The 26,675-nt window shown below is 71.6% G+C and carries 22 protein-coding genes, 1 pseudogene and 1 riboswitch; of the genes and pseudogenes, 19 read left to right on the forward strand and 4 right to left on the reverse strand.

Translation table 11 applies throughout. The features are described from left to right. Nucleotides 1-12 precede the first annotated feature (12 nt). The 7 genes from AB0E24_RS43245 (at nt 13) to AB0E24_RS43275 (ending at nt 7,915) form a co-directional block, all read left to right on the forward strand. A complete protein-coding gene (locus tag AB0E24_RS43245) occupies nt 13-1,059 on the forward strand; it encodes a PHP domain-containing protein (protein ID WP_359385325.1) in 1,047 nt (348 codons plus the stop codon). Further along, complete coding sequence (locus AB0E24_RS43250; protein ID WP_359385327.1) at nt 1,011-1,508, forward strand: hypothetical protein; 498 nt, start codon at nt 1,011-1,013, stop codon at nt 1,506-1,508. Before AB0E24_RS43245 ends, AB0E24_RS43250 begins: the two co-directional genes overlap by 49 nt. Continuing rightward, complete coding sequence (locus AB0E24_RS43255; protein ID WP_359385329.1) at nt 1,505-2,701, forward strand: hypothetical protein; 1,197 nt, start codon at nt 1,505-1,507, stop codon at nt 2,699-2,701. Before AB0E24_RS43250 ends, AB0E24_RS43255 begins: the two co-directional genes overlap by 4 nt. A gap of 286 nt (nt 2,702-2,987) precedes the next feature. Then, nucleotides 2,988-3,164 (forward strand): hypothetical protein, encoded by a 177-nt coding sequence (locus AB0E24_RS43260; protein ID WP_173963145.1) that lies wholly within the window; start codon nt 2,988-2,990, stop codon nt 3,162-3,164. A gap of 222 nt (nt 3,165-3,386) precedes the next feature. Continuing rightward, on the forward strand, nt 3,387-5,315 hold the full coding sequence (locus AB0E24_RS43265) for an NAD-binding protein (protein ID WP_100805117.1): 1,929 nt from the start codon (nt 3,387-3,389) through the stop codon (nt 5,313-5,315). 108 nt (nt 5,316-5,423) lie between these two features. Beyond that, nucleotides 5,424-5,547: riboswitch (cobalamin riboswitch) on the forward strand. A gap of 129 nt (nt 5,548-5,676) precedes the next feature. After that, nucleotides 5,677-7,482, forward strand: coding sequence for an FAD-binding dehydrogenase (locus AB0E24_RS43270; protein ID WP_359385332.1), 1,806 nt, complete (start codon nt 5,677-5,679; stop codon nt 7,480-7,482). Between the two features lie 88 nt (nt 7,483-7,570). After that, complete coding sequence (locus tag AB0E24_RS43275) at nt 7,571-7,915, forward strand: hypothetical protein (protein ID WP_359385334.1); 345 nt, start codon at nt 7,571-7,573, stop codon at nt 7,913-7,915. A gap of 7 nt (nt 7,916-7,922) precedes the next feature. On the opposite strand, the gene AB0E24_RS43280 is transcribed toward AB0E24_RS43275, so the two are convergent. Together AB0E24_RS43280 and AB0E24_RS43285 are read right to left on the reverse strand one after the other, a co-directional pair. Beyond that, nucleotides 7,923-8,888, reverse strand: a complete 966-nt coding sequence (locus tag AB0E24_RS43280; protein WP_359385378.1) for a DMT family transporter — start codon at nt 8,886-8,888, stop codon at nt 7,923-7,925. A 47-nt stretch (nt 8,889-8,935) separates the two neighbouring features. Beyond that, a complete protein-coding gene (locus tag AB0E24_RS43285) occupies nt 8,936-9,541 on the reverse strand; it encodes a TetR/AcrR family transcriptional regulator (protein ID WP_347235011.1) in 606 nt (201 codons plus the stop codon). Nucleotides 9,542-9,686: 145 nt separating this feature from the next. On the opposite strand from AB0E24_RS43285, the gene AB0E24_RS43290 reads away from it, so the two are divergent. Both AB0E24_RS43290 and AB0E24_RS46115 read left to right on the forward strand, forming a co-directional pair. Beyond that, nucleotides 9,687-10,322, forward strand: coding sequence for a cysteine hydrolase family protein (locus AB0E24_RS43290; protein WP_232636940.1), 636 nt, complete (start codon nt 9,687-9,689; stop codon nt 10,320-10,322). Between the two features lie 168 nt (nt 10,323-10,490). Continuing rightward, nucleotides 10,491-10,547, forward strand: a pseudogene (locus AB0E24_RS46115) (ArsR family transcriptional regulator); the annotation flags it as partial. Nucleotides 10,548-10,667: 120 nt separating this feature from the next. On the opposite strand, the gene AB0E24_RS43300 reads toward AB0E24_RS46115, so the two are convergent. Then, the gene (locus AB0E24_RS43300; RefSeq protein WP_359385337.1) at nt 10,668-12,062 is read right to left on the reverse strand and encodes a cytochrome P450; all 1,395 of its coding nucleotides are present in this window, start codon (nt 12,060-12,062) and stop codon (nt 10,668-10,670) included. A 386-nt stretch (nt 12,063-12,448) separates the two neighbouring features. On the opposite strand from AB0E24_RS43300, the gene AB0E24_RS43305 reads away from it, so the two are divergent. The 10 genes from AB0E24_RS43305 to AB0E24_RS43350 all read left to right on the forward strand — a co-directional run bounded on the left by AB0E24_RS43305 (nt 12,449) and on the right by AB0E24_RS43350 (nt 25,354). After that, nucleotides 12,449-15,331: a phosphoenolpyruvate synthase gene (locus AB0E24_RS43305; RefSeq protein WP_359385339.1), complete on the forward strand. Its 2,883-nt coding sequence runs from the start codon at nt 12,449-12,451 to the stop codon at nt 15,329-15,331. Further along, nucleotides 15,324-17,078, forward strand: a complete 1,755-nt coding sequence (locus tag AB0E24_RS43310; RefSeq protein WP_359385341.1) for an AMP-binding protein — start codon at nt 15,324-15,326, stop codon at nt 17,076-17,078. The genes AB0E24_RS43305 and AB0E24_RS43310 overlap by 8 nt, the downstream gene beginning before the upstream one ends. Then, on the forward strand, nt 17,075-18,730 hold the full coding sequence (locus AB0E24_RS43315; RefSeq protein WP_359385343.1) for a hypothetical protein: 1,656 nt from the start codon (nt 17,075-17,077) through the stop codon (nt 18,728-18,730). Before AB0E24_RS43310 ends, AB0E24_RS43315 begins: the two co-directional genes overlap by 4 nt. Nucleotides 18,731-18,746: 16 nt before the next feature. Further along, on the forward strand, nt 18,747-19,034 hold the full coding sequence (locus AB0E24_RS43320) for an acyl carrier protein (RefSeq protein ID WP_141729439.1): 288 nt from the start codon (nt 18,747-18,749) through the stop codon (nt 19,032-19,034). Then, a complete protein-coding gene (locus AB0E24_RS43325) occupies nt 19,031-20,203 on the forward strand; it encodes an SDR family oxidoreductase (RefSeq protein WP_359385346.1) in 1,173 nt (390 codons plus the stop codon). The genes AB0E24_RS43320 and AB0E24_RS43325 overlap by 4 nt, the downstream gene beginning before the upstream one ends. Further along, nucleotides 20,200-21,204 (forward strand): nucleoside-diphosphate kinase, encoded by a 1,005-nt coding sequence (locus AB0E24_RS43330; protein WP_359385348.1) that lies wholly within the window; start codon nt 20,200-20,202, stop codon nt 21,202-21,204. The genes AB0E24_RS43325 and AB0E24_RS43330 overlap by 4 nt, the downstream gene beginning before the upstream one ends. 15 nt (nt 21,205-21,219) lie before the next feature. Further along, complete coding sequence (locus tag AB0E24_RS43335; protein ID WP_359385350.1) at nt 21,220-22,215, forward strand: ScbA/BarX family gamma-butyrolactone biosynthesis protein; 996 nt, start codon at nt 21,220-21,222, stop codon at nt 22,213-22,215. Beyond that, nucleotides 22,203-23,120, forward strand: coding sequence for a UbiA family prenyltransferase (locus AB0E24_RS43340; RefSeq protein WP_359385352.1), 918 nt, complete (start codon nt 22,203-22,205; stop codon nt 23,118-23,120). The genes AB0E24_RS43335 and AB0E24_RS43340 overlap by 13 nt, the downstream gene beginning before the upstream one ends. Nucleotides 23,121-23,125: 5 nt before the next feature. Then, a complete protein-coding gene (locus AB0E24_RS43345) occupies nt 23,126-24,382 on the forward strand; it encodes an amidohydrolase family protein (RefSeq protein WP_359385354.1) in 1,257 nt (418 codons plus the stop codon). 108 nt (nt 24,383-24,490) lie between these two features. Continuing rightward, the gene (locus tag AB0E24_RS43350; RefSeq protein WP_206334186.1) at nt 24,491-25,354 is read left to right on the forward strand and encodes an SAM-dependent methyltransferase; all 864 of its coding nucleotides are present in this window, start codon (nt 24,491-24,493) and stop codon (nt 25,352-25,354) included. Between the two features lie 129 nt (nt 25,355-25,483). Here the strand turns inward: AB0E24_RS43350 and AB0E24_RS43355 are convergent, their stop codons facing one another. Beyond that, the gene (locus AB0E24_RS43355; RefSeq protein WP_359385357.1) at nt 25,484-26,671 is read right to left on the reverse strand and encodes a sensor histidine kinase; all 1,188 of its coding nucleotides are present in this window, start codon (nt 26,669-26,671) and stop codon (nt 25,484-25,486) included. Nucleotides 26,672-26,675 lie beyond the last annotated feature (4 nt).

Genomic DNA, 26,675 nt, shown 5'->3' on the forward strand with positions numbered 1-26,675 from the left:
GAGGTGCGCCCGATGGACCCCCTTCAGGCCCTGGACCGGATCGCGTTTCTCCTGGAGCGCGCCCAGGCGCCGACCTACCGGGTGCGTGCCTTCCGCACCGCTCAGGCGGTGCTCGCCGGTATGGACCCCGGGGAGGTGGAGCGGCGCGCCTCGAACGGCACCCTCCGGTCGCTCAAAGGGGTGGGCCCGAAGACCTCGCAGGTGGTCCAGGAGGCGCTGAAGGACCAGGTGCCCGGGTATCTGGCGAGGCTGGAGACCGAGGCGGCCAAGGACGGGCACCAACCCGACGAGGAGGCGGCGAAGCTGTGCGCCGCGCTGCGCGGGGACTGCCATATGCACTCGGACTGGTCCGACGGCGGCTCCCCGATCGAGCTGATGGCCCGTACGGCGGCGCGGCTGGGACACAAGTGGGCGGTGCTCACCGACCATTCCCCGCGGCTCACGGTGGCCCGCGGCCTCACGGCGGACCGGCTGCGCGCCCAGCTGGACGTGGTGGCCGAGCTGCGCGAGGAACTCGCCCCGTTCCAGCTGCTCACCGGGATCGAGGTCGACATCCTCCCCGACGGCTCCCTGGACCAGGAGCCGGAGCTGCTGGACCGGCTGGATGTGGTGGTGGCCTCGGTCCACTCCAAGCTGCGGATGGACGCCCGTCCCATGACCCGCCGGATGGTGGCCGCCGTCAGCGATCCGCGCGTCGATGTGCTGGGCCACTGCACCGGACGGCTGCTCGGCGGAAAGCGCCCCGAGTCGGTCTTCGACCATGAGGAGGTTTTCGGCGCCTGCGCGGCCGCGGGTACCGCCGTGGAGATCAACTGCCGTCCGGAGCGGCTGGATCCGCCGCGCCGGCTGCTGCGGGAGGCCGTGCGGGCGGGGACCTTCTTCTCCATCGACACCGACGCCCACGCGCCCGGCCAGCTCGACTGGCAGCCAGGCGGATGTGCCCGGGCGGTGGAATGCGGGGTGCCGACGGAGCGCGTCATCACCACCTGGACCGCCCGGCAGCTGGTGGAGTGGACCCGCACACGCCGTCCCCCGCGCCGTGCGAGCCACCGGAGCTGACGGCGGAGGGGCAGGGGCACGCGTCGGAGACGGCGGAGTGGCCTTTCGGGCTGTCCGTGCTCGGCCAGATCGCCTTCAAGGTGCTCTCGACGGCCACCGACATGGCTGTACAGCGCGGAGTGCGGGACGCCGTCGGCTATCTCAGGCGCTGCCTGCGCGGCGACGCCACCGAGGACGGGACGGACACCGGGGAGGACGGGGACAGCACGGCGGGGCTCGCCCGGCGGGTGACGGTGGAGCTGAGGCTGCCCCAGGAGGTGGACCCGGACACGGTACGGGCCGTCGTACGGATCCAGGCCGAAGCGCTCATCCGCTCCGAGTCCGGCCCCGACGACGGTACGGATGACAGCCCTGGCGACGGCAGCGACGGCGGCCCCGGCGACGATGCCGACGGCGGCGACGACGGCGCTCATGACAGCGCGGACCCCGCCGGACCCGGCCGCCCATGACCCCCACGTCCCCGGTCCGCCGGTTGCGCCGGTTGCGCCGGGCCGAGCGGACCTGCTGGACCGTGCTCATCGGGCCGCTGTGCGCGGCGCCCGTCACCGGGGCGAGCGTGATGACCACCGGGGACGATCCGCTGTCCGTACCGGCCGCGGTCGGCGGCACCGCGTTCCTGGCCGTCCTCGTCCTGCTGGTGGTCTTCCTGCTGCCCCTCGTCCACGAGTGGCGGGCCGACTCCCTCAGCGGCCGTGAGGCCGACGAGGCCCCGCACCCGGTCGACTGGTCGGCGAAGGGCTGGGTGCGCGTCCGGGACGCCTTCCACTCGGCCGGGCTGGACACCGCACGGCTGGACGCGGTCTCCACCTGGTCCCCGGTGGCCGACCTGAAGGTGGTCCACGTCCCCCAGCCGTCCCCGGGACGGCTCGGCCGGATGGAGGACTGGGGCACGAGACTCCAGCGCCGCAAGTCCCTGTGGGCCATCGGCGCCGCCGCCGGACTGGGCTTCGCCTTCCTGAAGGACCGGATGTCCCCGCCGTTCGACGGCGATCGTCTCCTGGTGCCCGCGGTCGTCCTGGTCGTCGCCCTCTGGGCGGTCGCGGGCACCTTCCTCTACCACGCCCTCACCCTCAACGTCCGCAGGCCCACCGTCCACGTCGCCATCCCGCGCAGCTGGCGCACCCTGCTCAGAAGCCCGGCCGGTGCGGTCCTGCTCCGGCACGAGATCTCGCATCTGCGCCACGGCGATCCGATGCGGCGGCGCTATCTGCGCCATGTTCCGGCGGCGGGGAAGGCCGCCGTGTGCTTCGACGGGGTGACGGCCCTCGCCGTCACCCCCATCGAGAGCCCGGCGCAGACCCTCGCCTCGATGGCCGCCTTCGCCCTCACCCTGACCGGCGGCCTCTACGCCAACAGCCGCGCCCGCCGCGTTCTGCCCACCCTGATGGAGATGCGCGCGGACGCCGAGGCGGTCACGGACAGGGAGTCGGCGGACCGGCTGTCCGGCTTCCTCACCCGGCAGCAGGAGAAGAACCCGACACGGCAGAAGGCCGACCGGCTGCTGGCCCTCTCCCGCGGATGGACCGGTGGCCACTGCGCCCCCTACGCCCGTGCCGTCGCCGCCGCCTGGGTCTTCGCGGCCGGTGCCTGCCTTCCGGCGCTCGGGATCTGGACGGGCGTCCTGGACGGGGTGTCCGCATGAGGGGTGGTCGGTGGCGCCGCGGGTCGTGAGGCCGGGCCGCCGACGGCAGGCGGCGGTGGCGGCGAGCTCACCGGCACGGACGGCGTCTGCCCGGCGCGCACCACAGCGGGTGTGCGGACCGGACCGTCCGGGCGGTCCAGGACAGGAGCAGCTCGACGGACCACCGGCGCGGCGCCGGCCGTGGCACCCGGCTGCTGCCCGCCGCTTCCCGGGGCTTCCTGGGGCTTCCCGGGGCGCAGAATCGGGTAAAGGGCCCGCGTACGGTCCGGATAGGGAGGCGCATACGATGAGCGGCACGGCTCGGCCCGGCGACCCGGACCGGGAGCCGGCGGACCCTCCCCCCGCCGAGCCCGAGGGCGGGGACCCCGCCTGCTGGCTGGACAGGGTCTGCGCCGACTGCGGCGCGATCCAGGACACCGCCGGTTTCACCCACTGCGCGCGCTGCGGGGCCCCGAGGGAGTGAGCACCCGGGCCGCCCGGTCATCGGCCCTGACGGTCAACTCCCCTCGGCGGCACACGAGGTACGGTCTGATCATCACCGCGGGAGCGGAGGTGCCGACCGAGGGATACGGGCGGCCGCCGCACCCCGCCCGGTGACCCACGGCATCACGGACCAGCGGGGGGCTTCGCCGTCGTGTTCTCCACCTCCACATCCGCACCGCCGTCCCCTTCGGGGACGGGCCACATGGTCGTCTGCGGGGACGACGCGCTCGCCCACCGCCTCGCCGCCGAGCTCCACTACGTCTACCGGACCCGGGTGACGGTCGTCATCCCCGGCGGCCCTCCCCTGGCGGACCCCGCAGGGCAGCGGGTGGTGGGATGGCGGCCGGGCGCCCGGACGTCCGCGTTCTTCGGCCGGTTCAGCGCGGCCGTCGGACGGGTCCCGCCGGCCCGGCAGACCGCGGACGACCCCGCTCCGGACGGGGGAGTGCGGGTCATGGAGGCGCCGACGCTGGACGACGACGTGCTGACCGAGGCGGGTGCGGACCGTGCGACGGCGCTCGCCCTGGTCCATGACGACGACGAGGCCAACATCCACGCCGCACTGCGTGCCCGTCGGCTCAACCCCCGGCTGCGGCTGGTGATCCGGCTCTACAACCGCAAGCTGGGCCAGCACCTGGAGGAGCTCCTCGACGAGGCGGCGCGGGTCGCCGATCCCGGTATGGACCCGGCGGAGCTGGACGCCACCACCACCGTGTTGTCGGACGCCGACACCGCGGCCCCCGCGCTGGCCGCCACCGCCATCGCGGGGACCAGCAAGGTGGTGCAGGCCGACGGGCTGCTGCTGCGCGCGGCCGAGCGCACCCCGCCCGGCTCGCGTGAGGTCGCCCGTCCGGGGCTGTGCACCCTCGCCCTGCTCTCGTCCACCACCAGCGACCCCGGTGGCAGCGAGGGCTCCGACAGCAGCGGGGACGAAGGGCCCAGGCTGCTGCCCGGAGACGAGGAGGTCGCCGCCGCCACCGGGCGTGACACGGTGGTGCTCGAGGCCGTATCCGCCACCGGCCCACCGCTGCCGCCACGGCGGCTCGGCAGCCGCAGACTGCCACTGGCCTCGCTGTTCTCCCGTCGGCTTCGCTGGTCCGTCGCGGGAATGGCCATCGCCGTGCTCGTCCTCACCATCGCCGCCTGGCAGCTCACCGGAGCGGGTCTGCTCCGCGCGGCCTACCTCACGGTGCTGGACGTGCTGGCGATCGACGATCCGGCGCTCGACGAGCCGACCGGGCGCAAGGTCCTCCAACTGCTGTCCGGGCTGACCGGACTGCTTCTGCTGCCGGTCCTGGTGGCGGCCGCGCTCGAAGCGCTGGGCACCTTCCGCACCGCGTCCGCGCTGCGCCGCCCGCCGCGCGGCCTCTCCGGCCATGTCGTCCTGCTCGGACTCGGCAAGGTCGGCACCCGGGTGCTGGCCAGACTCCGGGAGATGGACATTCCCGTGGTGTGCGTGGAAGAGGATCCGGGGGCGCGCGGCATCCCGCTGGCCCGCAGGCTGGGGGTGCCGACGGTCCTCGGCGATGTCACCCAGGAGGGCGTCCTGGAGGCCGCCAAGATCCAGCGGGCACGCGCCCTGCTCGCCCTGACCAGCGTCGACACCACCAATCTGGAGGCGACGCTCTACGCCCGCTCGGTCAAACCCCGGCTGCGGGTGGCGCTGCGCCTGTACGACGACCACTTCGCCACCGTCGTCTACCGCACCCTGCGCGCCGCCCACCCCCGGGCGCTGACCCGCAGCCGCAGCGTCTCCAGTCTGGCGGCGCCGGCGTTCGCCGGGGCGATGATGGGACGCCAGATCCTCGGCGCCATACCGGTCGAGCGCAGGGTGCTGCTGTTCGCCGCGCTGAATGTCGCCGGGCATCCGCAACTGGAGGGGCGTACCGTCGCCGAGGCGTTCGTACCGGGCGCCTGGCGGGTGATCGCACTGGACACGGCGGAGCCCGGGGACCGGCAACGCGACCTCGGGGCGGCGCCTCCTTACGACGGTGTCACCCATCAGGAGCCCGCCCTGGTCTGGGACCTGCACCCCGGCTATGTCCTGCGGCCCCAGGACCGCGTGGTGCTGGCGGCCACCCGCCAGGGCCTGGGCGAGATCCTCGCGGGGGCACCCGCCCGCCGGGGCTGACCGAGACCTTCCCCGCGGCCCTCCCCGGAGCGGGGCCGCGCGGATTGGCGGTGCCCGGGATGTGATGATGCCGGGCGACAAGGGCGACATGGGCGACGGCGGAACGAGGAAGCCGGTGTGAATCCGGCGCGGTGCCGCCGCTGTGATCGGCGAGCGGATCCCGAACAGGCCACTGCCCGCATCCGCGGGTGGGAAGGGCCGCTGGCGTTACGAAGTCCCTTGCGGCAAAAGAGAGTTGGTCATCGGATGCGGGGCTCTGGCGGCCCCGCATCCCGTGGGCTACCGTCGGTAACACGTTACCGCCGCGGCAACTCCCTCGTATCTCCCGCACCCTCCGAACCCCCTTTCCGGAAGGCAGCCCATGGAGAACCCCACAGAGGATTGCGCCTCGCCCGCCGGGATCAGCCGCCGCCGTGCCCTGACGGCCGCGGGCGGTGTGCTCGCCGGCGCCGCGCTCGCCCAGGCCACGGTGCCGGCTTTCGCCGCCTCCGGGGCGTCCTCGGACGCGGACGCCATCGTGGTCGGCGGCGGGCTCGCCGGGCTGGTGGCCACGGCGGAACTGACGGCCGCGGGACGCAAGGTGCTCCTCCTCGACCAGGAACCCGAGAGCAACCTCGGTGGCCAGGCGTTCTGGTCCTTCGGCGGCCTGTTCTTCGTCGACTCCGAGGAACAGCGGCTGATGGGCATCAAGGACTCCCCCGAACTGGCCTGGCAGGACTGGCTCGGCACGGCCGGTTTCGACCGCGGCGTCACCGATCCCGGCGGCCAGGACTACTGGGCGCACAAATGGGCCGAGGCGTATGTGGATTTCGCCGCCGGGGAGAAGCGGTCCTGGCTGCACCGGCTCGGTGTGCAGTGGTTCCCGATCGTCGGCTGGGCCGAGCGCGGCGGCGGCCTCGCGGACGGGCACGGCAACTCGGTGCCGCGCTTCCATGTCACCTGGGGGACCGGTCCGGCCGTGGTCGAGCCGTTCGAGAAGAAGGTGCGGGCCGCCGCCAAGGACGGCCTGGTGACCTTCAAGTTCCGTCACCGGGTGGATGATCTGGCCGTCACCGGCGGCAACGTCACCGGGGTGAGCGGCTCGATCCTGGAGCCGAGTGACGCCGCCCGCGGCAAGCCCACCTCGCGTACCGTGGTGGGCCACTTCGAGCTCAACGCCCCCGTGGTGATCGTCACCTCGGGCGGTATCGGCGCCAACCACGATCTCGTACGCCGGAACTGGCCCGAACGGCTGGGCAAACCGCCGAAGTTCATGGTCACCGGCGTTCCGGCGTATGTGGACGGCCGGATGCTGGCGATCACCGAGAAGGCGGGCGGACGGATCGTCAACCCCGACCGTATGTGGCACTACACCGAGGGCCTGAGGAACTACGATCCGATCTGGCCGGGCCATGGCATCCGCATTCTGCCGGGACCCTCGTCGATGTGGTTCGACGCGAAGGGCAAGCGCTTCGCCACCCCCGACATCCCCGGCTACGACACGCTGCACACCCTCGGGTCGATCACCGCCAGCGGCTATGACTACTCATGGTTCGTCACCACCCAGAAGATCATGGCGAAGGAGTTCGCGCTCTCGGGCTCGGAGCAGAACCCGGACCTGACCAACAAGGACATCTTGCAGCTGCTCTCCCGTATCTGGCAGACCCCCGAGCCGATCCAGCGGTTCCGCGACAAGGGCGAGGACTTCGTCGTCGCGAGCACCCTGCCCCAACTCGTCGCGGGCATGAACAAGTTGACCGGCGACGGCCTGATCGACCTGGCGGATCTGCAACGGCAGATCGAGGCCCGCGACCGCGAGATCGCGAACCCGTACACCAAGGACGTCCAGGTCATGGGCATCCGCAACGCGCTCGCCTACCCCGGGGACACCCTCAGCCGCACCGCCTCCGCGCACCGGATCCTGGACCCGGGCGCCGGACCGCTGATCGCCGTACGCCTCAACGTCCTCACCCGCAAGACCCTCGGCGGCCTCCAGACCGATCTCTCCGGCCGCGTCCTGGACGCCTCCGGCACCCCGATCGCCGGTCTGTACGCGGCCGGTGAGGTCGCGGGCTTCGGCGGCGGGGGAGTGCACGGCTACCGCTCCCTGGAGGGCACCTTCCTCGGCGGCTGCCTGTTCTCGGGCCGTACGGCGGGCCGAGCGGCGGCGGCCGCGACCGCGACCTGAACCGGCGCGCCATGGCAGACTCGTCCCGCACTCCGCGACCGGCCACGAGCGCTCCCGGCCGGTCGCGTCGCCGTGTCGGGGAGGTCGCATGGGCGGGGACGATCCGCATATCCACGTCGAGTCGAAGGTGGTCCGCGGTGTCGCCGCCGTACGCGAGATGATGGCGTCCACCTTCGGCCTGGCCGGTGATCTGCCGAGCCTCGTCGATACCGGATGCGGGCTGCGGGCGCCGTACGCGATGACTTCGCCGCGCCCGGAGAACGTCACCTGCCTCGCCTGCCGTGAGCACGCTCGGCTGGAACACCTGCGCTTCGCCGACGAGATCGAACGTATCGGGCGGATGGTCGGATCGACCGTCGGCACGGCCGATGCGAGGCTGGCCGCGGACCGGCACCGCGACCTCGCGGAGAGGTTTTCCGCCGCGGGGAGTTGACACTCCGCTACGGTGCCCACTCCGGGTCCGGCCGGGCAGCCGTGTGCTCCGCGGATGTGCGCTCCGGCGGCGGCACGCTTTCTCCGCGCCGTCGGCGCCGCCCGGGGACAGTCGCCGGTGCGGTGAGGACGGCCAGACAGGCGAGGACGAGCGCGACGCCGCCCCAGCCCGCGGCGGGGAGGCGCTCGCCGATGACGAGTACGGCGAGGACGGCCGCGACGGCCGGTTCGAGCAGGGAGAGCGTGGTCGCCGTGGAGGCGGGCACATGCGCCAGCCCCCAGCCGAACAGCACATAGCCGGTGAACATGGGCACCAGCGCCATATAGGCGCCGACGGCCATGGCGGACCCGGAGTCCAGGAGCGGGGCGCCGGTGGCCAGGAGGACGGGCACGAGGAGCAGTCCGCCCAGGCCGAAGACCGTGCCCATCGCCGCGCGTGAGGTGATGCCGCCGGTGATCAGCCGGTGAGCCGCCCAGGAGTAGAGGGCGTAGGTCGTGGCCGCGACGAGGCCCAGCGCCACGCCGAGTGCCGTGGCACCCATGGACGCCCGCTCCGGGTCGCCGGGGGCGCCGGTGGCCTGGGCCGCGCACAGCATGAGGGTGCCCAGCAGGCCCAGGGCGGCGCCGAGTTTCCAGCGGCTCGTCAGCCGGTGCCGGTCCATGACCCGCTCGATCACGGCTGAGGCCGGTGGGGCCATGCCGATCGACACCACCGTTCCCACGGCCACTCCGGCCAGGCGCATCGAGCTGTAGAACGCCAAGGGGTAGGCCGCCACCGCGATCGAGCCGAGCAGCACGGTGCCGCGCCGCGCCCGCAGCCCAGCGGCCTGCCGGACGATGCGGGGAGCCGCGACCAGGGCCTGGAGCAGTCCGCCGAGGCCCATGGCGACGGCGCCGATCGCGAGGGGGCCCACGGCCGGGGCGAAGGTCGCCGCGGTGCCTGTGGTGCCCCACAGCACGGACGCGGCGAGCACGCACAGCGATCCGGCGCCCGCCGAACGGGCGCCGGGTCCGGGGGTGTTCACAACGTGTCCAGCAGGGCTGCCGCCATCGCGCGGGCGTGCCGCAGACGGCTGTCGTCGCCCTCCAGACCGGCCCGCGACATCGCGCCCTCCAGCAGGAACGACAGGTGCTCCGCCATGGTGCGAGCGTCCTCGGGGCGCTCGGGCAGCAACTCCTCGAGGTGACCGGCGAGCAGCCGCTCGACCTCCTCCTTGTGGCGGCGCACGACGGTCCGCCCCTCGTCTCCGGCGGGCAGTTCGGCCGCCGCGTTGAGCAGGCCGCAGCCGCGAAAGCCGCGCTCGTAGGCGAACGCCGCATGGTCGGCGTAGGCGTCGAAGACCGCGAGGACGCCGTCGCGGGCGCTCTCGGCCCGCTCCAGCCGTGACGCGTACAGCGCGAGCCACTCCTCGTGCCGGGCGTCGAGATAGGCCATGACGAGATCGGCCTTGGAGGAGAAGTTGTTGTACAGGCTCATCTTCGCCACGCCGGCTTCGGCGGTGATCGTGTCGATGCCGGTCGCCGTCACACCGTCGGCGTAGAAGCGGCGCGCCGCGGCCGCCAGCAGACGCTCCCGCGCCGGCCGCCGCCTTCCGGGCCCCGTCGTCCTCACACCGGTCTCGCTCATCGTATGCGCCTCGATGGACTAGGTAGGTAGGTCTACCTACTATGGCGTAAGCGGATTCGGATGGCAACGACCGGGCACTCGGACGGGTCCAGGACGCCGGCTGCTCAGGGGGTGGCTGATCGTCCGGACAGGCGGAGGAGACGACATGGCCGAGACCTACGAGCCCCGGCGAACGGCGGTGCTGCTGGTCGATCCGTACAACGACTTCCTCTCCGAGGGAGGCAAGGTCTGGCCGGTCGTGGAGAGCGTCGCCGAGGAGGTCGGCCTGCTGGACAATCTGCGCGCGATCGTCGGCTCCGCCCGGCGGTCCGGGGTGCGGGTGGTGTTCGTCCCGCACCGCCGCTGGGAGCCGGGCGACTACGAGTCATGGGATCACCCCAATCCGACCCAGCGGAACATCATGGTGCGGCACAGCTTCGCCAAGGGCACCTGGGGCGGGGAGTTCCATCCCGACTTCCAGCCGGAGCCCGGGGAGATGGTGGTCCATGAGCACTGGGCACAGAGCGGGTTCGCCAACACCGATCTGGATACGCGGCTCAGGCAGCACGGCATCAGCCATGTGATCCTCATCGGGCTGCTGGCCAACACCTGCATCGAATCCACCGGCCGGTTCGCCATGGAGCTCGGCTACCACGTCACGCTGGTCCGTGACGCCACGGCCGCGGCCAAACGCGAGATGATGCACTCCGCACACGAGCTGAACGGCCCCACCTTCGCCCATGCCATCCTCGGCACGAAGGAACTGCTCGCCGCGTTGCGAGGGGAGGGCTCGGGGGCGTAGTGGCCGCGTCGCGGTGTGCGGCCCCGGCCCGGTCCGCCCGGGACCGGCGCAGGGCGAGCAGATGGCGGACCAGGGCGAGCGCGGTGAGGCGGGCGACGAGTGCGCACACGCCCACCGTCGCCGAGCGGCACCAGCAGGACGACCCCGGCGGTGTAGCCGCTCGCCCGCCGCCTGAGGGTGACGCCGAGCGCCGTGTCCCGGCACCTGCGCGTCCTGCACGCCACGGGGCTGGTCGCCCGGGCCCGCCACGGACGGCAGGTGCTGTACCGGCGAAGCACCCTCGGCACCGGCGAAGCGCCCTCGGCGATCAACTCGCGGCTATGGACCGGCCGTAGGCGTGATGGCCTACTCGGGCGGGGCCGGGTGCACCGGGCACCTCGCTTCCTCGGTCGACGGCCCACGCTTCAGGGGCTGTTCGCGGGCCACGGCGATGGCCCGCCTGCCGGGGACGAGGGTGACATGCCACATCCGCTGGGGCTCGGGCGCGGGGTCGGCGGCGGTCAGATCCACCCTCCGCAGCACCTCGCGGATGATCACCTTCATCTCCATCATCGCGAGCTGCGCACCGACGCAGTAGCGGCGGCCGCCGCCGAACGGCAGGAAGGACTTCTGCGCCGCCTGGGCGCCCTCGCCGAGGAACCGCTCCGGCCGGAACTCCTCGGGGTCCGGATACGCCTCGCCGTCCTGGTGGATCAGCACGAACATGGGGATGGCCACCCATCCGGCCGGGATCTCGTACGCCCCGAGCCGCAGTGGCTTGTCCAGGAGGCGCCCCGAGCCGGTGATCACCGAGCGCAGCCGCAGCACCTCCTTGACGACCGCGTCGAGGTAGCTCTCGTCCTCGCCGCGCTCCAACTCCTCTTGCAGCCGCTTCAGCACCTCGGGGGTGCGCATCAGCCGTTCGAAGGCCCACGAAAGCCCGGTGGCCGTGGTCTCGAGCCCGGCCTCCAGCAGGGTGAGCAGCTCGTCGCGGATCTCCTGGTCGCTCATCGACCGGCCCTGGTCGTCCCGCGCCTGGAGCAACCGTCCCAGAACGTCGGTGGCCCCGCTGTCCTCCTCGTCCCTGCGCCTGGCGATCTCGGCGTAGAGGATCTCGTCCACCGCAGCGCTGGTCTTCATGGTGCGGGTCGTCGGCAGGAACGGCAGGCGCATCGCCAGCGGTGACTTCTCCGCCCACGCACGCAGTCGCCCGGGCATCAGGAACAGCAGCGAGGAGCCACTGGCCTTGGACAGGGTGAGGAGCAACGGGCGCAGCCGGGTCAGTTGCTCCGCGTCGCGGATCCCGAAGACCAGCCGCAGGGTGATCTCCAGCGTGATGGCCTGCATATGGTCCTGGAGCGCGAACGGCCTGCCGAGCGGCCACGTCCGGATGTCCTCCGCGGCGATCTCGGCGATCAGCTCGGGGTAGCTCGCGATGGACCGGCCGTGCAGCGCCGGGCTGAGCAGCTTGCGGTGCCGCCACCACGGCTCGCCGTCGTTGGTGAACAGCGAATACTGGCCGAGCCACGGCACATAGCCCGCGCGCAGCGCCCCGGCACGGTTGCCGTCGCCGTCCGTGGCGTAGATCTCCGCGGCGAGTTCCGCGGTCGACACCACCACCTGGGGCGGAAAGCCGATCAGCTTCATCCGGAACACCGGACCGTAGCGCTGCCGTAACGAGTCGAAGTAGCGGACCGGATCGCGCATGCCCAGGGTCTGTAGGAGGGCGGGCTGCCGGGAGCCGGGGGGAAGGTGGGACATCGGTTTTCTCCAGTTGTCCAGCGTCTTCTCAGTTCTCCGGCGGCTACGGGGTAGCGGCCACCAGATGCCCGGCCCACCGGGGATTCACCACCGGCCGGGGAGAACAAAGGGTGTGGGGGCGGGAAACGGGACGGGAGCAATGGCAGGGGGCATAGCGTTACCAGCCCACTACTACCCCCAGTGAATCGCCCGGCGCCAGAGGAACTCGGCGGAAATCACTAGGGGAACTCATAGCAACCAAACAGCCGTTCTGACGGTGGCAAGAGGGAATTCCCTAAAAAAAGGGGAAAGGATCGCCATCGCATGACCCGTGGGGTACGGTGAAACACCCTCATGATCAAGCCGGGTGTGATTCACAGCCGGGTGTCCGGAGGTCAAGGAAACTGATGCGAGCCATAGTCGACGACAGCCTCCCAGGCGCGGCCGCGAAGCTGGCGGGCGGCAAGGGGCGGAATCTCCATGAGCTCTCCAGGAACGGGCTCGCCGTACCCCGATGGGCCGTCGTCGGCCTCGATGTATTCCAGGAATTCATCGCCGCGGTCGACGGGGCGGGGCGCATCGAGGAGCTGCTCGCCGAGGTCACCCAGGACAATGTGAGCCGAATCTCCGGGCAGTTGGCCGAAATTATCGAGTCGGGGGAGTTGAGCGACGAAGCCGCGTCGGTCGTCGAAGCCGCGTATGCCCATGTGGGCCGCGCCCGGGTCGCGGTGCGTTCCTCCGGCGTCGAGGAGGACGGCTCGGAACTCTCCTTCGCCGGGCAATTCGCGACCTTCCTCAACGTGTCCGGTCTCCCCGAAGTGATGGCGCACGTCAAGAAGTGCTGGGCGTCGGCGTTCTCCGAGCGATCGCTGCACTACCGGCTGCGCCACGGGCTGCCGCCGCGTGGTGAGGGTCTCGCCGTCGTCGTACAGGACATGGTGGACGCCGAGGTCAGCGGCGTCATGTTCACCGCCAACCCGGTGACCGGAGACCGGCGGCAGCATGTGGTCAGTTCCGTATACGGACTGGGCGAGGGTCTGGTATCGGGCGCGGTGGACGCCGACACCGTCGTCCTCGACGCCGCCACGGGCGCGGTGGAGGAAACCGTGCTCGGCGAGAAGCGGGAGCGTTACCACCTGGACCCGGCGGGCTCCGGATATCTGGTCGGCGAAGTGGAGCGGACCGACCGGGAGAAGCTGTCGCTGAGCCCGAAGGACATAGCGCGGCTGCATGAAGCCGGGGTACGTGTCGCGGCGGTCTTCGACACTCCGCAGGACATCGAGTGGGCGCTCGCGGACGACGCCTTATGGATTTTGCAGGCCCGCCCCATCACCGCGCTGCCGGATGACGTCCGACGGCCGATGGATGAGTTGGGTCCAAGCGAAGGCGAACTCCGGATCTGGGACAATGCCAACATCATCGAGAGCTTCTCCGGAATCGTCTCACCGCTGACCTATAGTTTCGCGGCCAATGTCTACGGCAAGGTCTACGAATACTATGCCCGAGGGCTCCGGGTCCCTCCCGCCGCACTGCGCGAGATCACGGAATGGGCTCCCCATATGCTCGGCTATTTCCACGGCCGGGTGTACTACAACCTGCTCCACTGGTACCGGATGGTACGCATCGCGCCACTCTACAAACTCAACAGGAAAGTCCTGGAAGTCGCGATCGGCGTCGAGGAGCCACTCGACGACGAAACGGCGGAGCGGATCTATCCGTACACCTTCTCCTCTTCCCTCCGGGGCCGGCTGTCCCGCGCAAGGACGGCGGCCGCGTTCATGCGCCGCTTCCTCACCATGAACCGCTCGGTCGAGCGTTTCATGGACTACTTCTACAAGGCGTACGAGGAGTTCGACAACGTCGACTACGACGCGATGGAGGGCCAGGACGTCTACCGGCGTTTCCGCGCCCTGGAGAAGGACCTGCTGGAGAAGTGGGGTCCGATGCAGACCCTGGACGCCTCGATCCTCTGGTCCATCGGCGCACTCGCCCTGCTGAACAGACGCTGGCTGCCCGACGCCCCCGAGTGGCTCACCTGGAGCGCCGCCAGCCCCGGCTCCCGCGTGGAGTCCATCGAACCCGCCCGTGCGCTGGCGCGCCTCGCGGCCACCGTCCGCGACGACGCCGAACTGAGCCGCCTCCTCCAGGACACCCCGGCCGCGCACACCTACCAGGCGCTGCGCGACGGCGGCCACACCGCGTTCCTCGCGTCGGTGGACGAGTACATCGCCGCGTACGGCTACCGCAGCCTGGACGAGCTGAAGCTCGAAGTGGCCGATCTGCGGGAGGACCCGTCCAGCCTGTTCGCCATGGTGCGCGCCGCGCTCCCCGAGGTGGACGCCGACCCCGGTGAGAAGGCCGACGCCTATCTGGACGAGCACCTGCGCGGGCCGCGCCGGCTGCTCTACGACGTGGTCCGCCGCAAGGCGCAGAGCTCGCTGTACAACCGGGAGCGGCTGAGGTTCTGCCGCACCCGCGCGTTCGGCTCGGCGAAGCGGATGCTGCGCGCCATGGGCCGCGATCTCGCCCGGATGGGGGCGATCGACCACTGGAACGACGTCTTCTTCCTGCGCCTCGAGGAGTTGCGGGGCGCCTACGAGGGCACGACGGCGCACACCGAACTGCGCGCCCTCGTGGAACTGCGCAAGCGTCAGAAGGCCGAGGACGAGCAACTGTCCGCCCCTTCGCGGTTCACCACGCGCGGGGCCGCCTACTGGCGGGGCAATCTGGAGCGGGCCGGCTTTGTGAAGGGCGGCGCGGCGCGCACCGGCGTCAGGGAGTTGCGCGGCACCCCGTCCTGCCCCGGTGTGGTGGAGGCCCGTGCCGTGGTCACGGACACCCCGGTGGACGTGGACGGCGGTGTCCTGGTGACCTACCGCACCGATCCGGGCTGGGTGGCCGCGCTGCCGTCCGCCTCGGCGCTCATCATCGAGCGGGGCAGCCCGCTGACGCATGTGGCGATCGTCGCCCGTGAGCTCGGCATTCCGACGGTCGTCCAGGTCAAGGGCGCGGTCACGGAGACGGAGACCGGGATGCGGCTGAGGGTGGACGGCGGCACGGGGACGATCACGTTCCTGGACGACGCTCCCGCAGAAAGCGGCACTCCCGCCGGAAGCGGCACTCCCGCCGGAAGCGGCACTCTCGCTGAAAGCGGCACGATCGTCGAAACCGGCACCCCTGCCGAAAGCGGCGCTCAGTCGGAAGCCGCCACCTCCGCCGAGGCCGACGGCCCGGCCGGACCGGGCAGCGGGGCCGCGACCCGGACCACGAAGGGCGCGAAGAGTGAGTAATGCCCTGCTCTCCTGGCTGACGGAGCCTCCGCACACCGCCCGGGCCATCCACGGCCGCGGTATCCACCTCGCCGACGACCGAGGGGGCTGGGAGTTCCACGCGTACCCCGGACTCGCCGCCTCCGCACGCAGGGTGGCCGGTTCGCTATCCGCGCAGGGGGTGCGTCCCGGCGATGTGGTGTGCGTCCTCCTGCCGACCGGCTTCCCGTGTCTGTCGTCGCTCTTCGGCGTCTGGGCCGCGGGTGCGACGGTCTGTCTCATCCCGCCCCCGGCGTTCGCCGCGGAGGCCGAGTATGTGGAGCACACGGCCGGGATCCTGGAGCAGACCGCGGCCGCCGGCACCATCACATCCGAGGGCCTCGCCCCTCTGGCCGCCCGGGTGCTGGCCGCCGCGGGCTCGGACCGTGAGCCGTGGATCTGGCGGGACGACGGCGACGAGATCCAGCCCCGGGAACCCGGTGAACTCGCCCTCCTCCAGTTCACATCGGGCTCCAGCAGCCGGCCCCGCGGGGTCCGGGTCACCTGGGCGAATCTGCACGCCAACCTCGCGTTGATCCGTGGCGGACTCGGCTGGCGCGAAGGCGACGCCGGGGCCTCCTGGCTGCCGCTCCACCACGACATGGGTCTCATCGGCGCTCTGCTCACCCCCGTGAGCGTCCAGGCCGATCTGTGGCTCATGCGACCCGAACAGTTCATCCGCGATCCGGCCCGCTGGCTGCGGTGTTTCGCCGTCGCCGCGCACACCGCGGCCCCGCCCTTCGCGTTCGACTACGCGGCCCGGCGGCTCGGCGACCGCCTCGCGGACCTGGACCTGTCCGCGTGGCGCAACGCCATCGTCGGCGCCGAACCCATCGACCCCCGTGTGCTGGAGCGCTTCGCCCGCCTCGCAGCGCCCGCCGGATTCTCCCCCGCCGTCTACCTTCCGTCGTACGGGCTCGCCGAGGCGACGCTCGCGGTGACCGTACGTACCTCCGGCACTCCCGCGCCGACCGTACGCGTGGACACGCGCTCGCTGCGCTTCGGGCGGCCCGTCGCCATCGACGGGGAGGGCGAGTTCGCGAGCTCCGCGCATACGCCCTCCGACGGCGACGGCGAAGGCGGCGGGGATGGCGAAGTGGGCAGGGATGGTGAAGGGGACGGCGACGGCTGGCTGATCGGCTGCGGCGGCCCCGGCGACGGGGTGGGCGCCACGGTGGTCGACGACGGGGGACGGCCCCTGCCGGACGGTCACCTCGGCGAGATCGAGGTGACCGGCCCCTCGGTCACCAGTGGCTACCACGCCGGCCGCGCCGGCTCCACGCGGTTCACCGAAGGCGGCATCAGGACCGGGGACGCCGGGTTCTTCCACCGTGGCGAGCTGTTCGTGCTCGGCCGGATGGGCGACAGCCTCAAGGCACGCGGCCGCAGCGTCTACATGGAGGACCTGGAGGCCAAGGTGGTCTCCGCCACCGGGATCGCCCGGGAGAGGTGCGCGGTCGTCGGCGTGGAGGGCACCGGTGGCGCCTCGGTGACGCTGTTCGCGGAGAAGGCCGAGGGTGCATGGGTGGAGGACGCCACGGTCGCCCTGCGCGGCGCCCTCGGCGACGACATCGCCATCACCGTCGTCATCGGACACAGCGGGCTGATCAGAAGGACGTCCAGCGGCAAGCCGAGACGTCGCCACATGTGGGAACAGCTGCGAGCGGGCCGTCTCAAAGACGTACGCGTCCTCGGGACGGCCCATGTCACGACCGGGAGGCCCGTGTGATCCTCAGCGAGGACCATCTACAGAATCTGCTCGACCAGACCATCCCGCGGATCCGGGAAGCCGCCAACTGTGCCGTGGTCCTGGAGGGTTCGATCGCCGAGGGCTTCGGCAACACATCGTCCGACATCGACTTCCTGCTCATCGCCGACAGCGACGCCGACCTGCCCACCATGCCCTCGCTCCTGTTCCTGGACGGGCGGCGGGTCGAGGTCAGGACCCGCTCCGTACGGCAGCTCACCGAGCAGTTCTCCGCGGTCACGTCCGCCACCCACGGCCACCCGGGCGCGCTCTCCGAAGACCTGCTGAACCGCTGTCAGCGCCTGCTGCGCAGCTTCCCGCTGCGCAATCCGGACCTGGTGGCGAAGGTCAAGGGGCTGATGTCCTTCGAGGACTTCCAGGACACGATGCGCGAGTGGTGGGCACACCACGCCCGCCAGTCGATCCGCCACGCGCTCGCCCTGCGCGAACTCGGCCAGGACGAGGAGGCCGCGGCATGGACCGAAGCCGGGTTGCTCCAGGCCGTGAAGTCCTGGGCGGCGGGGCGGGGGGAGACCTATCTGGAGCCGAAGTGGCTGCCCATGCAGCTGGACCGCATGGGTGACCAGCCGCTGTGCGCCCGGTACCGGGAGCTCGCTTCCCTCGACGCGTCGGGTCTCGGCCCCGCCGAGTACATCGCCGCGGGCGCCCGGCTCACCGCGGAGCTGGGGGTGACGGGCGCCGAGCCCGACCCCGAGCGGATCACCGTGGCCCGGGCCGGTGGGGTGACCACCTGGCCGACCGGCGACCGGGTGCATGTCGTACGCGACAAGCAGGACGTGTTCGTCCTCGGCGACGGGGCGGCGCGGGCCTGGCGTTCCGTCGTCTTCGGCCGGCCGCTGCGCAGCGTGCTGGCCGCGGCGGAGGCGTCAGGGGCACCGCAAGCGGGCCCGCTGATCGCCCAGTTCCTCCGGTTCGGCCTGGTGAAGGCCGCCTGGAAGGGCGAAGGCCCGATCGTCCCCGCCATGCCGCTCGCGGCCCCTTCCGGCGCCGTCACACCGCCGCCGAGCACCGCGCGACCCATCGTCACCGTGGGCGGGGCGGCGGCCGGCGGTGAGCGGGCCATCGATCTCGTACCCATGCCCGCACGCCGGTTCAGCGCCGCGACCATGACCCTGGTGTGGTCCAACGTGCTGGTGGAGAACGCCCGCGAGGACCTCATCGGCGCCCTGGACCGTGAGCAGTGGAGCGTCGCCGAACTCAGCGCCCGGAGGATGCTGCGGGCCGCGCTGCGCGGAGTGCTCAGCGCGTACGGCGTCAACCCGCTGCCACCGGACTCCGAGGTCGTCCGCAGGCTCTCCCTCCTTCCGGCGGGGGCGGCCACCGATGAGATCCGGCCGAAGGCCCGGTACCTCGAAACGCTCGCGATAGCGTCCGCGGCCCAGGGCGGCGCGGCGCTCACGGCGCTGGACGACTTCGTCGCACTGGTCCGGCACACGACCGGGGCGCACGGCTTCCCGTCCTCCTTCGACTCCTCGGACGGATGGCGGCAGACCTTGGAGATCGGCTACGACTGGCTGCGCCTGGGCGCACACCTCGACGCGGACCTGCCCATTGACGAGGCGAGCGATCTGCTGGCCAGCGGGGGCGCACAGCCGCACCTCGCCACCACCTGACGCTGAGGGAGGAACGTTGACGTCAAGCACCGGCACACACTTGCTGAACGACGACGCGACGCGGAACACGGTGTACGCGATCGTCGGCGCGATGGCGCCCGCGGGGGGCGTCCATCTGGCCGACGACACCGAGCTGATCACGGATCTGGCCTATGACTCGCTCCGGCTCATCGAGCTGACGCTGGCACTGGAGGACGGCTTCGGACTCGCCGAACTCGGCCAGGAGAAGACCGCCACGGTCACCACGGTCGGCGACATCGTGCGCCTGGTGACCGAGGCACGGCACGAGGAGGAGGGCCGGTGAGGCGGCGTCCGAGGGTTCTGGTGACCGGTGCGGCCGGGCTGGTCGGCGCGGAGGTCACCGCCCGGCTGGCCGCCGCCGGACACCAGGTCACCGCCCTGGTCCACAACAACCCGGTGCTGGTGCGCAACGACGGCACCGCGCTGGAGACGGGTGCCGTCACCTGCCTGCCCGGCGATGTGACCGAGCCCCGGCTCGGCCTGCCCGAGGCCGAATACCGGGCGCTGGCCGCCGGTGGCCTCGACCGGATCGTGCACTGCGCCGCGGTCACCGACTTCGGCCTCCCCGACGAGGTCTACCAGGCCGTCAACGTCGACGGCACCGCCCATGTCCTCGAACTGGCCCGCGCCGGCGGCGTCCCCCTCGTACATGTGGGAACGGCCTATGTGTGCGGTGAACGCGACGGGCTGATCCGCGAGACCGAGCTGGACGAGGGCCAGCGCCTGGCCAACGCCTACGAGGACAGCAAATTCCGGGCCGAGACCCTGGTGCACAAGGCCCAGGCCGACGGGGTGCGAGCCGCGATCGTCCGCCCCAGTATCGTCGTCGGCGACGAGCGCACCGGCGTGGTGCGCGACTACAAGAACATCTACGTCGTCCTCAAGCTGGCCACCGAGGGCAAGGTCCGCTCCATCCCCGGCCAGTACGAGGCCCGTCTCGACCTGGTGCCCGTCGACTACGTGGCGGACATCATCACCGAGGTCACCCAGCGGTTCGAGGAGGCGGCGGGCCGCACCTTCCATGCGGTGGGCGCACCGCTGACGCTGCGGGACTTCTCCGATGTGATGGCCGAGTACCCCCCGTTCCACGTGCCGCGGTTCATCCCTCCGACCAGCTTCGACACCCAGCGGCTGCCCCGGCGCGAACGCGTGTACTACGAGCGCGTCATGACGCTCTACGAGAGCTACTTCCGGCGCCGGATGCGTTTCGACGACTCCCACACCGCGGGCCTGGTCACCCGCAGACCACCCGGGGACGGGCAGGACTTCCTGCGCACACTGATCGACCACTGCCTGGAGACGGGCTATCTGGGCGTACCGATGGCCGACGCCACGGAGGTGCTCGCCCGGCTGAACATCACGGGGCCGAACGCGACCGCCGCGGCACACGCCACTGGCGCGCCACACGGGACCGGCTCGACCGTGAGCGATGCGAACGGAGTCGGCCGATGACCGAGGCCCCGATGGACGACCGGCCCTTCGGCGACGCCATATCCCCGGCCCTCAGCCGCGATCCGCGAAAGCGCACCCTCTTCGGCTCGGACACCTACTTCCTGGAGAGCGTCGAGCAACTCGGCACCCTCACCGCCGATGTCGACGGCTTTCTCCACCGGCACGCCGCGCTGCTGCTCAAACCGGATGCCGTGGTCAGCAGGCAGTTGCCGACGACGGTCGACTGGCTGGCCAGGAACGGCTTCCGCATCGTGGCCGCCGAACGCACCCGGCTCACCCGTACCGTCGTGCGGTCGCTGTGGTACTTCCAGTGGAACCTGGCCACTCCGGAGCGCCGCCGTCTCGCCGATCTGTTCACCGACTCCTGTGATTCGGTGGTGCTCATCGTGCGCCAGGACGCCGATGGGGCCGAGGCTCTGCCGAGCGCACCCGCGTCGGTCGTCCTGACCGAGCGGAAGGGCCCGACCGACCCACGGGCCCGCGTCCCCGGCCAGCTCCGCCACGAGACCGGCCGCTACAGCTATCTGCTCAACCTCGTCCACACCCCGGACGAACCAGCTGATGTGGCACGGGAGTTGGGCATCTACTTCGACTCCGGGCTCCGGCGGCGGGTCTACACCTCCGCACTGGCGGGCGAGGATCTGTCGGTCCGGGCGCGTGAGCTGGGCGAGCGGTTGCACGCCGAGGTGCCCGGGCGGGATCTCACCTTCGAACCGGCCGCGGAACGGCTCGAGCGGGCCGTGGCGGAGGCGGAGGAATCCCTGGCCCCCGGCGCGGTCCGGGACGAACTGCGCCAGGCCCGGCTCGCCGCCCGGGACCGGGAGGGCCACCGGCGGCTGCTCGAAGCGGTCTGGCGGGCCCGGCTGCCGCTCGACGCCTGGGACATGGTGATCGTCGGGTCTCATGTCCTGCCGATGAAGCGCATGGGATTCGCTCCCGTACTCGGCGGGGTCAGCGTGGCCGACTGGCATCAGCACCAGGCGCGGCCGGCGGTTCGGTAATACGGAGGGGGAAGCATGGACACGGTGGAATTCAGCCAGACGGTGCCGCGGGAGCTCGTCCACCGGCTGAGCCTCGCCGAGGTGTTCCTGACCGGCGTGCTCGCCCGGGACGAGGACACCCTCGACATCGGGGTGCAGATACCCCGCTCGCACGTCTTCTACCGGGACACGGCGGGCTGCCGCCACATCTACGACCCGATGGTCCTGGTGGAGGCGGTCCGGCAGTCGCTCCTCATGCTGGGCCACGATCTGTTCGAGAGGCCGTTCGGCACGAAGTTCATCCTGCGGGACATCGCCCTGTACGACGCGGACATCACCGCGCTCGCGGTACGCGACGTACCCACCGATGTGGTGCTGCGCTGCCGTATCGTCCGCCGCTTCCGTGGCCGCGAGGGCCTGAAGGGCGCGCGGCTGTCCTACAGCGCGCTGATCGGCGACCGCGTGGCGGCGACGCTGGAGGGCTCCATGTCCTGGCTGACGCCCGCCGAGTGGCGGGCGGCGCGCGAGGAAGGGCGGGCCACGCTGGAGCTGCCCGTCCAGGCCACGTTCACGGCCTGCGAGTCGGGGCCGCGGATCGGGGAGGCCCTGGTCGACCGCAGGGACACGTCGAACGTGGTCATCTCCCCGCCTGAGCTCCACCTCACGCCCGACGGGGGAGAGACGAGGACCGCGCGGCTCCTCGTGGACACCGGCCACCCCGTGCTGTTCGACCACCCCCTGGACCATGTCCCCGGCATGCTGACCCTCGAGGCGTTCCGGCAGCTGAGCATCGCCACCGCAGTGCAGACCGGGGCACTGCCATCGGCGTCGGCCGTCCTCACCGGGCTGAAGGCGCGCTTCACGGGCTTCGGCGAGCTGGATCTGCCGATCACCTGCGAGAGCGTTCAGGCCGAAGGCGACGGCGGGAGCGCTGTTCTGCGCTGCGCCATGAAGCAGGCCGGACGCACCATCGCCGATGGCGAACTGCGCCTCACACGGGCCCCCGCGGAAGCGGGTCGGTGGCGGAGTTGAGCGATGTCCTGACCGCTTCCCGGGTACCGGCACGCCTGGGCCGCTTCGTTCTGCGGATGTTCCGCCCGCAGATCTATGTCACCTACGGTGTGCTGTGGACCCTGGCCCTGGAGGGCTCGGCCGAGGCGCTCTCCGGGTCCGCCGCGCACTGGACGCCCTCCTGGTCGACCGTGGTGCGCGCGGTGAGCGTGGTGCTGGCCCTGCTGTTCGCCCGTATGGTCGATGAGCAGAAGGATCTGGAGTACGACCGCACGCACAACCCGGACCGGCCGCTGGTGACGGGGGCCATCACGGCGGCCGAGCTGCGCGGCGCCATGGCGTTCAGCACGGTGGTCGTCGTCGTGCTCAACACGTTCGTCTCGGCCTTCTCCGTGCTGCTGATCCTGCTCGCCCTCGGATACACGCTGTTCCTGGTGGCGCTGGAGCGCCGGTTCCCACGGCTCGGCGATCGCCTCATCGCCAATCTCCTCGTCAGTTACCCGGTGCAGCTGCTGCTCTCCGGCTATCTCTATGTCTCGCTGCTGACCGGCGACGAGATCGGCGGTGACGGGCGGGCCGCCCCTCTCATGGCCATGTTCGCGTGTGCCTTCCTCCAGTTCGAGTTCGCGCGGAAGACCGAGTGGCGGCGGGACCCGCGGGCACGGCTGTACTCGGAGGTGCTCGGCCCGCGTGGCAGCGCTGCCGTCTCACTCGCCCTCGCCGTGGGGGCGGTGGCCCTCGGGCTGCTGCTGTTCGGGGCACGGGGGTGGCCGCCCGCGTTGAGCATCGTCTTCCCCGCGCTGGGGGCGTGGCGCTTCCTGGTCCGCCGAAAACCATCCGGGCTGATGCTCCCGGCCATGGGCTTTGTGCTCTTTTTCAACCTGTTGTGTTTCTACGGGTCCACAGCGATCGCGATCGGACGGTGAAAGGGATGCGGCCGGTGATCATCGACAAGGTGCGGATCTTCGACGGGAGAGCGATGCTGGGCCCCGGCTCGGTGGAGTTCGCCGACGGGGTCATCACACGTGTCACGACCGAACCCGCCCCGGTGGCACCGGCGTCGGCCGATGTGATCGACGGAACGGGGATGACGCTGCTACCGGGGCTGATCGACGCGCATACGCATGTGTTCGGTGCCGAGAGCAATCTCGAACTGGCGCTGGCCTTCGGTGTGACAACCGAACTGGACATGTTCATGGGCCCGCCGGAGGCCACCCAGGCCCTGTGCGCGGCGGCCGGCGAGCGTGCCGACCTCGCCGATATGCGCAGCTCGGGGCTGGTGGCGAGCGCGCCCGGTGGGCACCCCGGCGTCACCATGCCGCTGCTGCCGACGGTGGCCGGGCCCGAGCGGGCCGATGCGTTCGTGGCCGCGAGACAGGCGGAGGGCGCACATTTCATCAAGATCATCGTGGATGACGGCGCGAACCACGGGATGTCGCTGCCCGCTCTGGACCGGGCGACCGTGACGGCGCTCGCCGAGGCCGCGCGGAGCCGTGGCCTGCTCACCGTGGCCCATGTGTCCGCCCTGTGGTCCGCACGGCTCGCCCTGGACAGCGGCGTGGACATGCTGACACACCTTCCGCTGGAAGCGGCTCTGGACGAGGCGTTCGTCAGCCGGATCGCGGACGAGCGGCGGGTCGTCATCCCCACCCTGGCCATGCTGGAGGCGTCCGCACCCGAGACCTCCGCCTCGGCGCGCGCAGGATGGTCACTGGCGGACGATCCGCGGATCGCCGGCTACCTCCCGGATCACGCCCGTACGGCGATGGCGGAAGGCCATGAGGGCCTGTGCGTGGAGCATGCGTCCGCCGACCACGACTTCGGCCACGCCCTGTCGAGCGTGGCCGCTCTGCGCGGGGCAGGTGTGCCCGTACTGGCGGGAACCGACACCAACTACCGGCCGGACCGCGCCTGCCCGGTCGTCCACGGCGCCAGTCTGCACACCGAGCTCGCCCTCCTCGTCCGGGCCGGACTGACTCCGGCGGAGGCGCTCACGGCGGCGACCTCGGCCCCCGCCGAGCACTTCGGCCTCTTTGACCGCGGAATGATCGCGCCGGGGCGGCGCGCGGACCTCGTCCTCGTCGAGGGCGACCCCACGAAGGACATCGGCCGCACCCGGTCGATCGAGGCGATCTGGCGCGGCGGCGTGCGCTTCGACCGCGAGGCGTACCGCAAACGCACTGCCTGATGAGCGGGAGCGACACGCCCATCAACAGGACCACGCGCTCATGGACAGGAGCGACCCGCCCATGAGCGGAAGCGGTATGACAGGAAACCATACGAAGGGGAGAACCACGTGACCGACGGACACGAGCGCCTGGCGGGGGTCAGCAGCACCGCGCTGTTCGTGGGCATAACCCGCGCGGCCGAGAGCCGGCGCCAGGACCGGCTGTTCGAGGACCCCCTGGCCACGCGTTTCGTCGACGCCGCGGGCGCCGAGCAGCAGGCGGCCTGGACCCAGGGGGAGGGGAGGCTGTTCACCGACGCCATGGGCGACTACTTCGCCCTGCGCACCCGGTACTTCGACGACTACTTCATGCAGGCGTGCGCGGCGGGCTGCCGCCAGGCGGTCCTGCTCGCGGCCGGTCTGGACACCCGTGCCTTCCGATTGCACTGGCCGGCCGGGACACGCCTCTTCGAACTGGACCAGCCCGATGTGCTCGACTTCAAGGAACACGTACTCCAGGGCGAAGTGCCGCGCTGTGAGCGCGAGGTGATCGCCGCGGATCTGCGCGAGGACTGGCCCGCGCTGCTGATGAAGCACGGCTTCCGCGCGGACGAGCCGACGGCCTGGCTGGTCGAGGGGATACTGGTCTACCTCACCGCGCGCGACGCGGATCACCTGCTCGACCGGATCGGCGCGCTGTCCGCGCCGGGCAGCCACCTCGCGGTGGAGCATGTCACACGGTCGATGGTGAACACGGACCAGGCCCAGGAGGCAGCGGCGGCCTCACCGGGAGGCATCATGAACATGCTGTCCGGCCTGTGGAAGAACGAGATGGCGCAGCCGCCCGCCGAGTGGCTCGCGGACCACGGCTGGAGCGCCGAGGAAGAGCTCCTCACCGACCTGGCGAAGCGCCATGAGCGCCCCGTCCCCCCGGCCTTCGACCCGGCCCTCCCGGGCACGGGCCGCGTGCGTCTTCTGGCGGCCGACCGCTGACCGCTCGTCTTCCCCGCGGCGCCGAAGGGCAGCGACATTCCCCGGGACGCCGATCCACAGCGACATCGCCGTCCGGTCCCGGCATCCAGGCTGGCGGGGCGCACCGGCCCGCACGGATCAGCACCCGGATCATGAGCCGCTCCCGGCGGGAATCCGGGCGCTGACGCTGAACCCGCCGCCGGGCCGCGCGCCCGCCTCCAGCTCGCCACCGACCAGGCCCACCCGTTCTCGAAGTCCGTTGAGCCCGCGCCCGTCCGGAGCGTGGGCGACACGGGACGGCCCGTCCGTGGTCACGTCGATGTCCACCCCGTCGCGGTGGTAGCGGACCCATACCTCGGTCGCGTGTCCGGCGGCGTGCTTGACGGCGTTCGTGAGCGACTCCTGTACGACCCGGTAGGCGGCCAGTTCGGCTCCGGCCGCCATGGGCGGTCGTTCGCCCTGCTCGACGAGTTCGACCGGCTGACCGCCGAGCCGGGTCCGCGCGACGAGCTCCTCGATGGTGCCGAGCGCGGGTGTCCGCCGCGTGGGCGCCGATTCGCCCGTCGCCTCCAACACGCCCAGCAGATGCCGCAGTTCGCCCAGCGCCTGGCGGCCGGTGCCGCTGATCGCGGTCAGTCCCTCGGTGACACGGCCGGGCGATTCGGTGAGGAACTGCGCGGCGTCGGCCTGCACCACCATGGCGGTCACATGGTGGGTCACCACGTCGTGCAGCTCGCGTGCGATCCGGGACCGTTCCGCCGCGGTGGCCGCGAGCGCGGCGAGACGCCGCCGCTCGGCCTCGTCCGCACGCCGGGCACGGACGTAACTGCCGAGGAGCCAGAACGCGGCGAGCGCGAGGAAGAAGATGAGGTAGTCGAGGAACCGTTCGGGGGAGTCCAGCGTGTGCAGGGTGATCGCGAACGCCAGGTAGCCCGCGCTCGCCAGGGCCGCCACCACGTGCCGGTGGCGGGACAGATGCGATCCGGCGCCGTACAGCGCGAGGTAGAGCCCCATGCTGCCGAAGGTGGGCGGATAGCCGAGCGACTCATGGACGGCGAACGACGGCCCCACCACCGCCAGGCATACGGCCGGCCGGCGAGTGCGCACCACCAGCGGCACGGTCTGCCCCAGGGACAGGAGCACCGCGAAGGCATCGCCGTGCCGAGCGGGCAGATCGCCGAACGTCGAGGAGATACGCGACAGGGCCGGGATGAACACCAGCGCCGTGAGGACGAGCGCGAGCTCACGGTCCCGGGTCACCAGGCCCCGCGAGCGCCACCAGCGCACCACCCGCCGAAGGCGCCGGACCACCGTCGAAGACTCCATACGCACGGGCATGCGA

The organism is Streptomyces malaysiensis subsp. malaysiensis (assembly GCF_040653035.1).
In the GTDB taxonomy this organism is placed as follows: domain Bacteria; phylum Actinomycetota; class Actinomycetes; order Streptomycetales; family Streptomycetaceae; genus Streptomyces; species Streptomyces malaysiensis.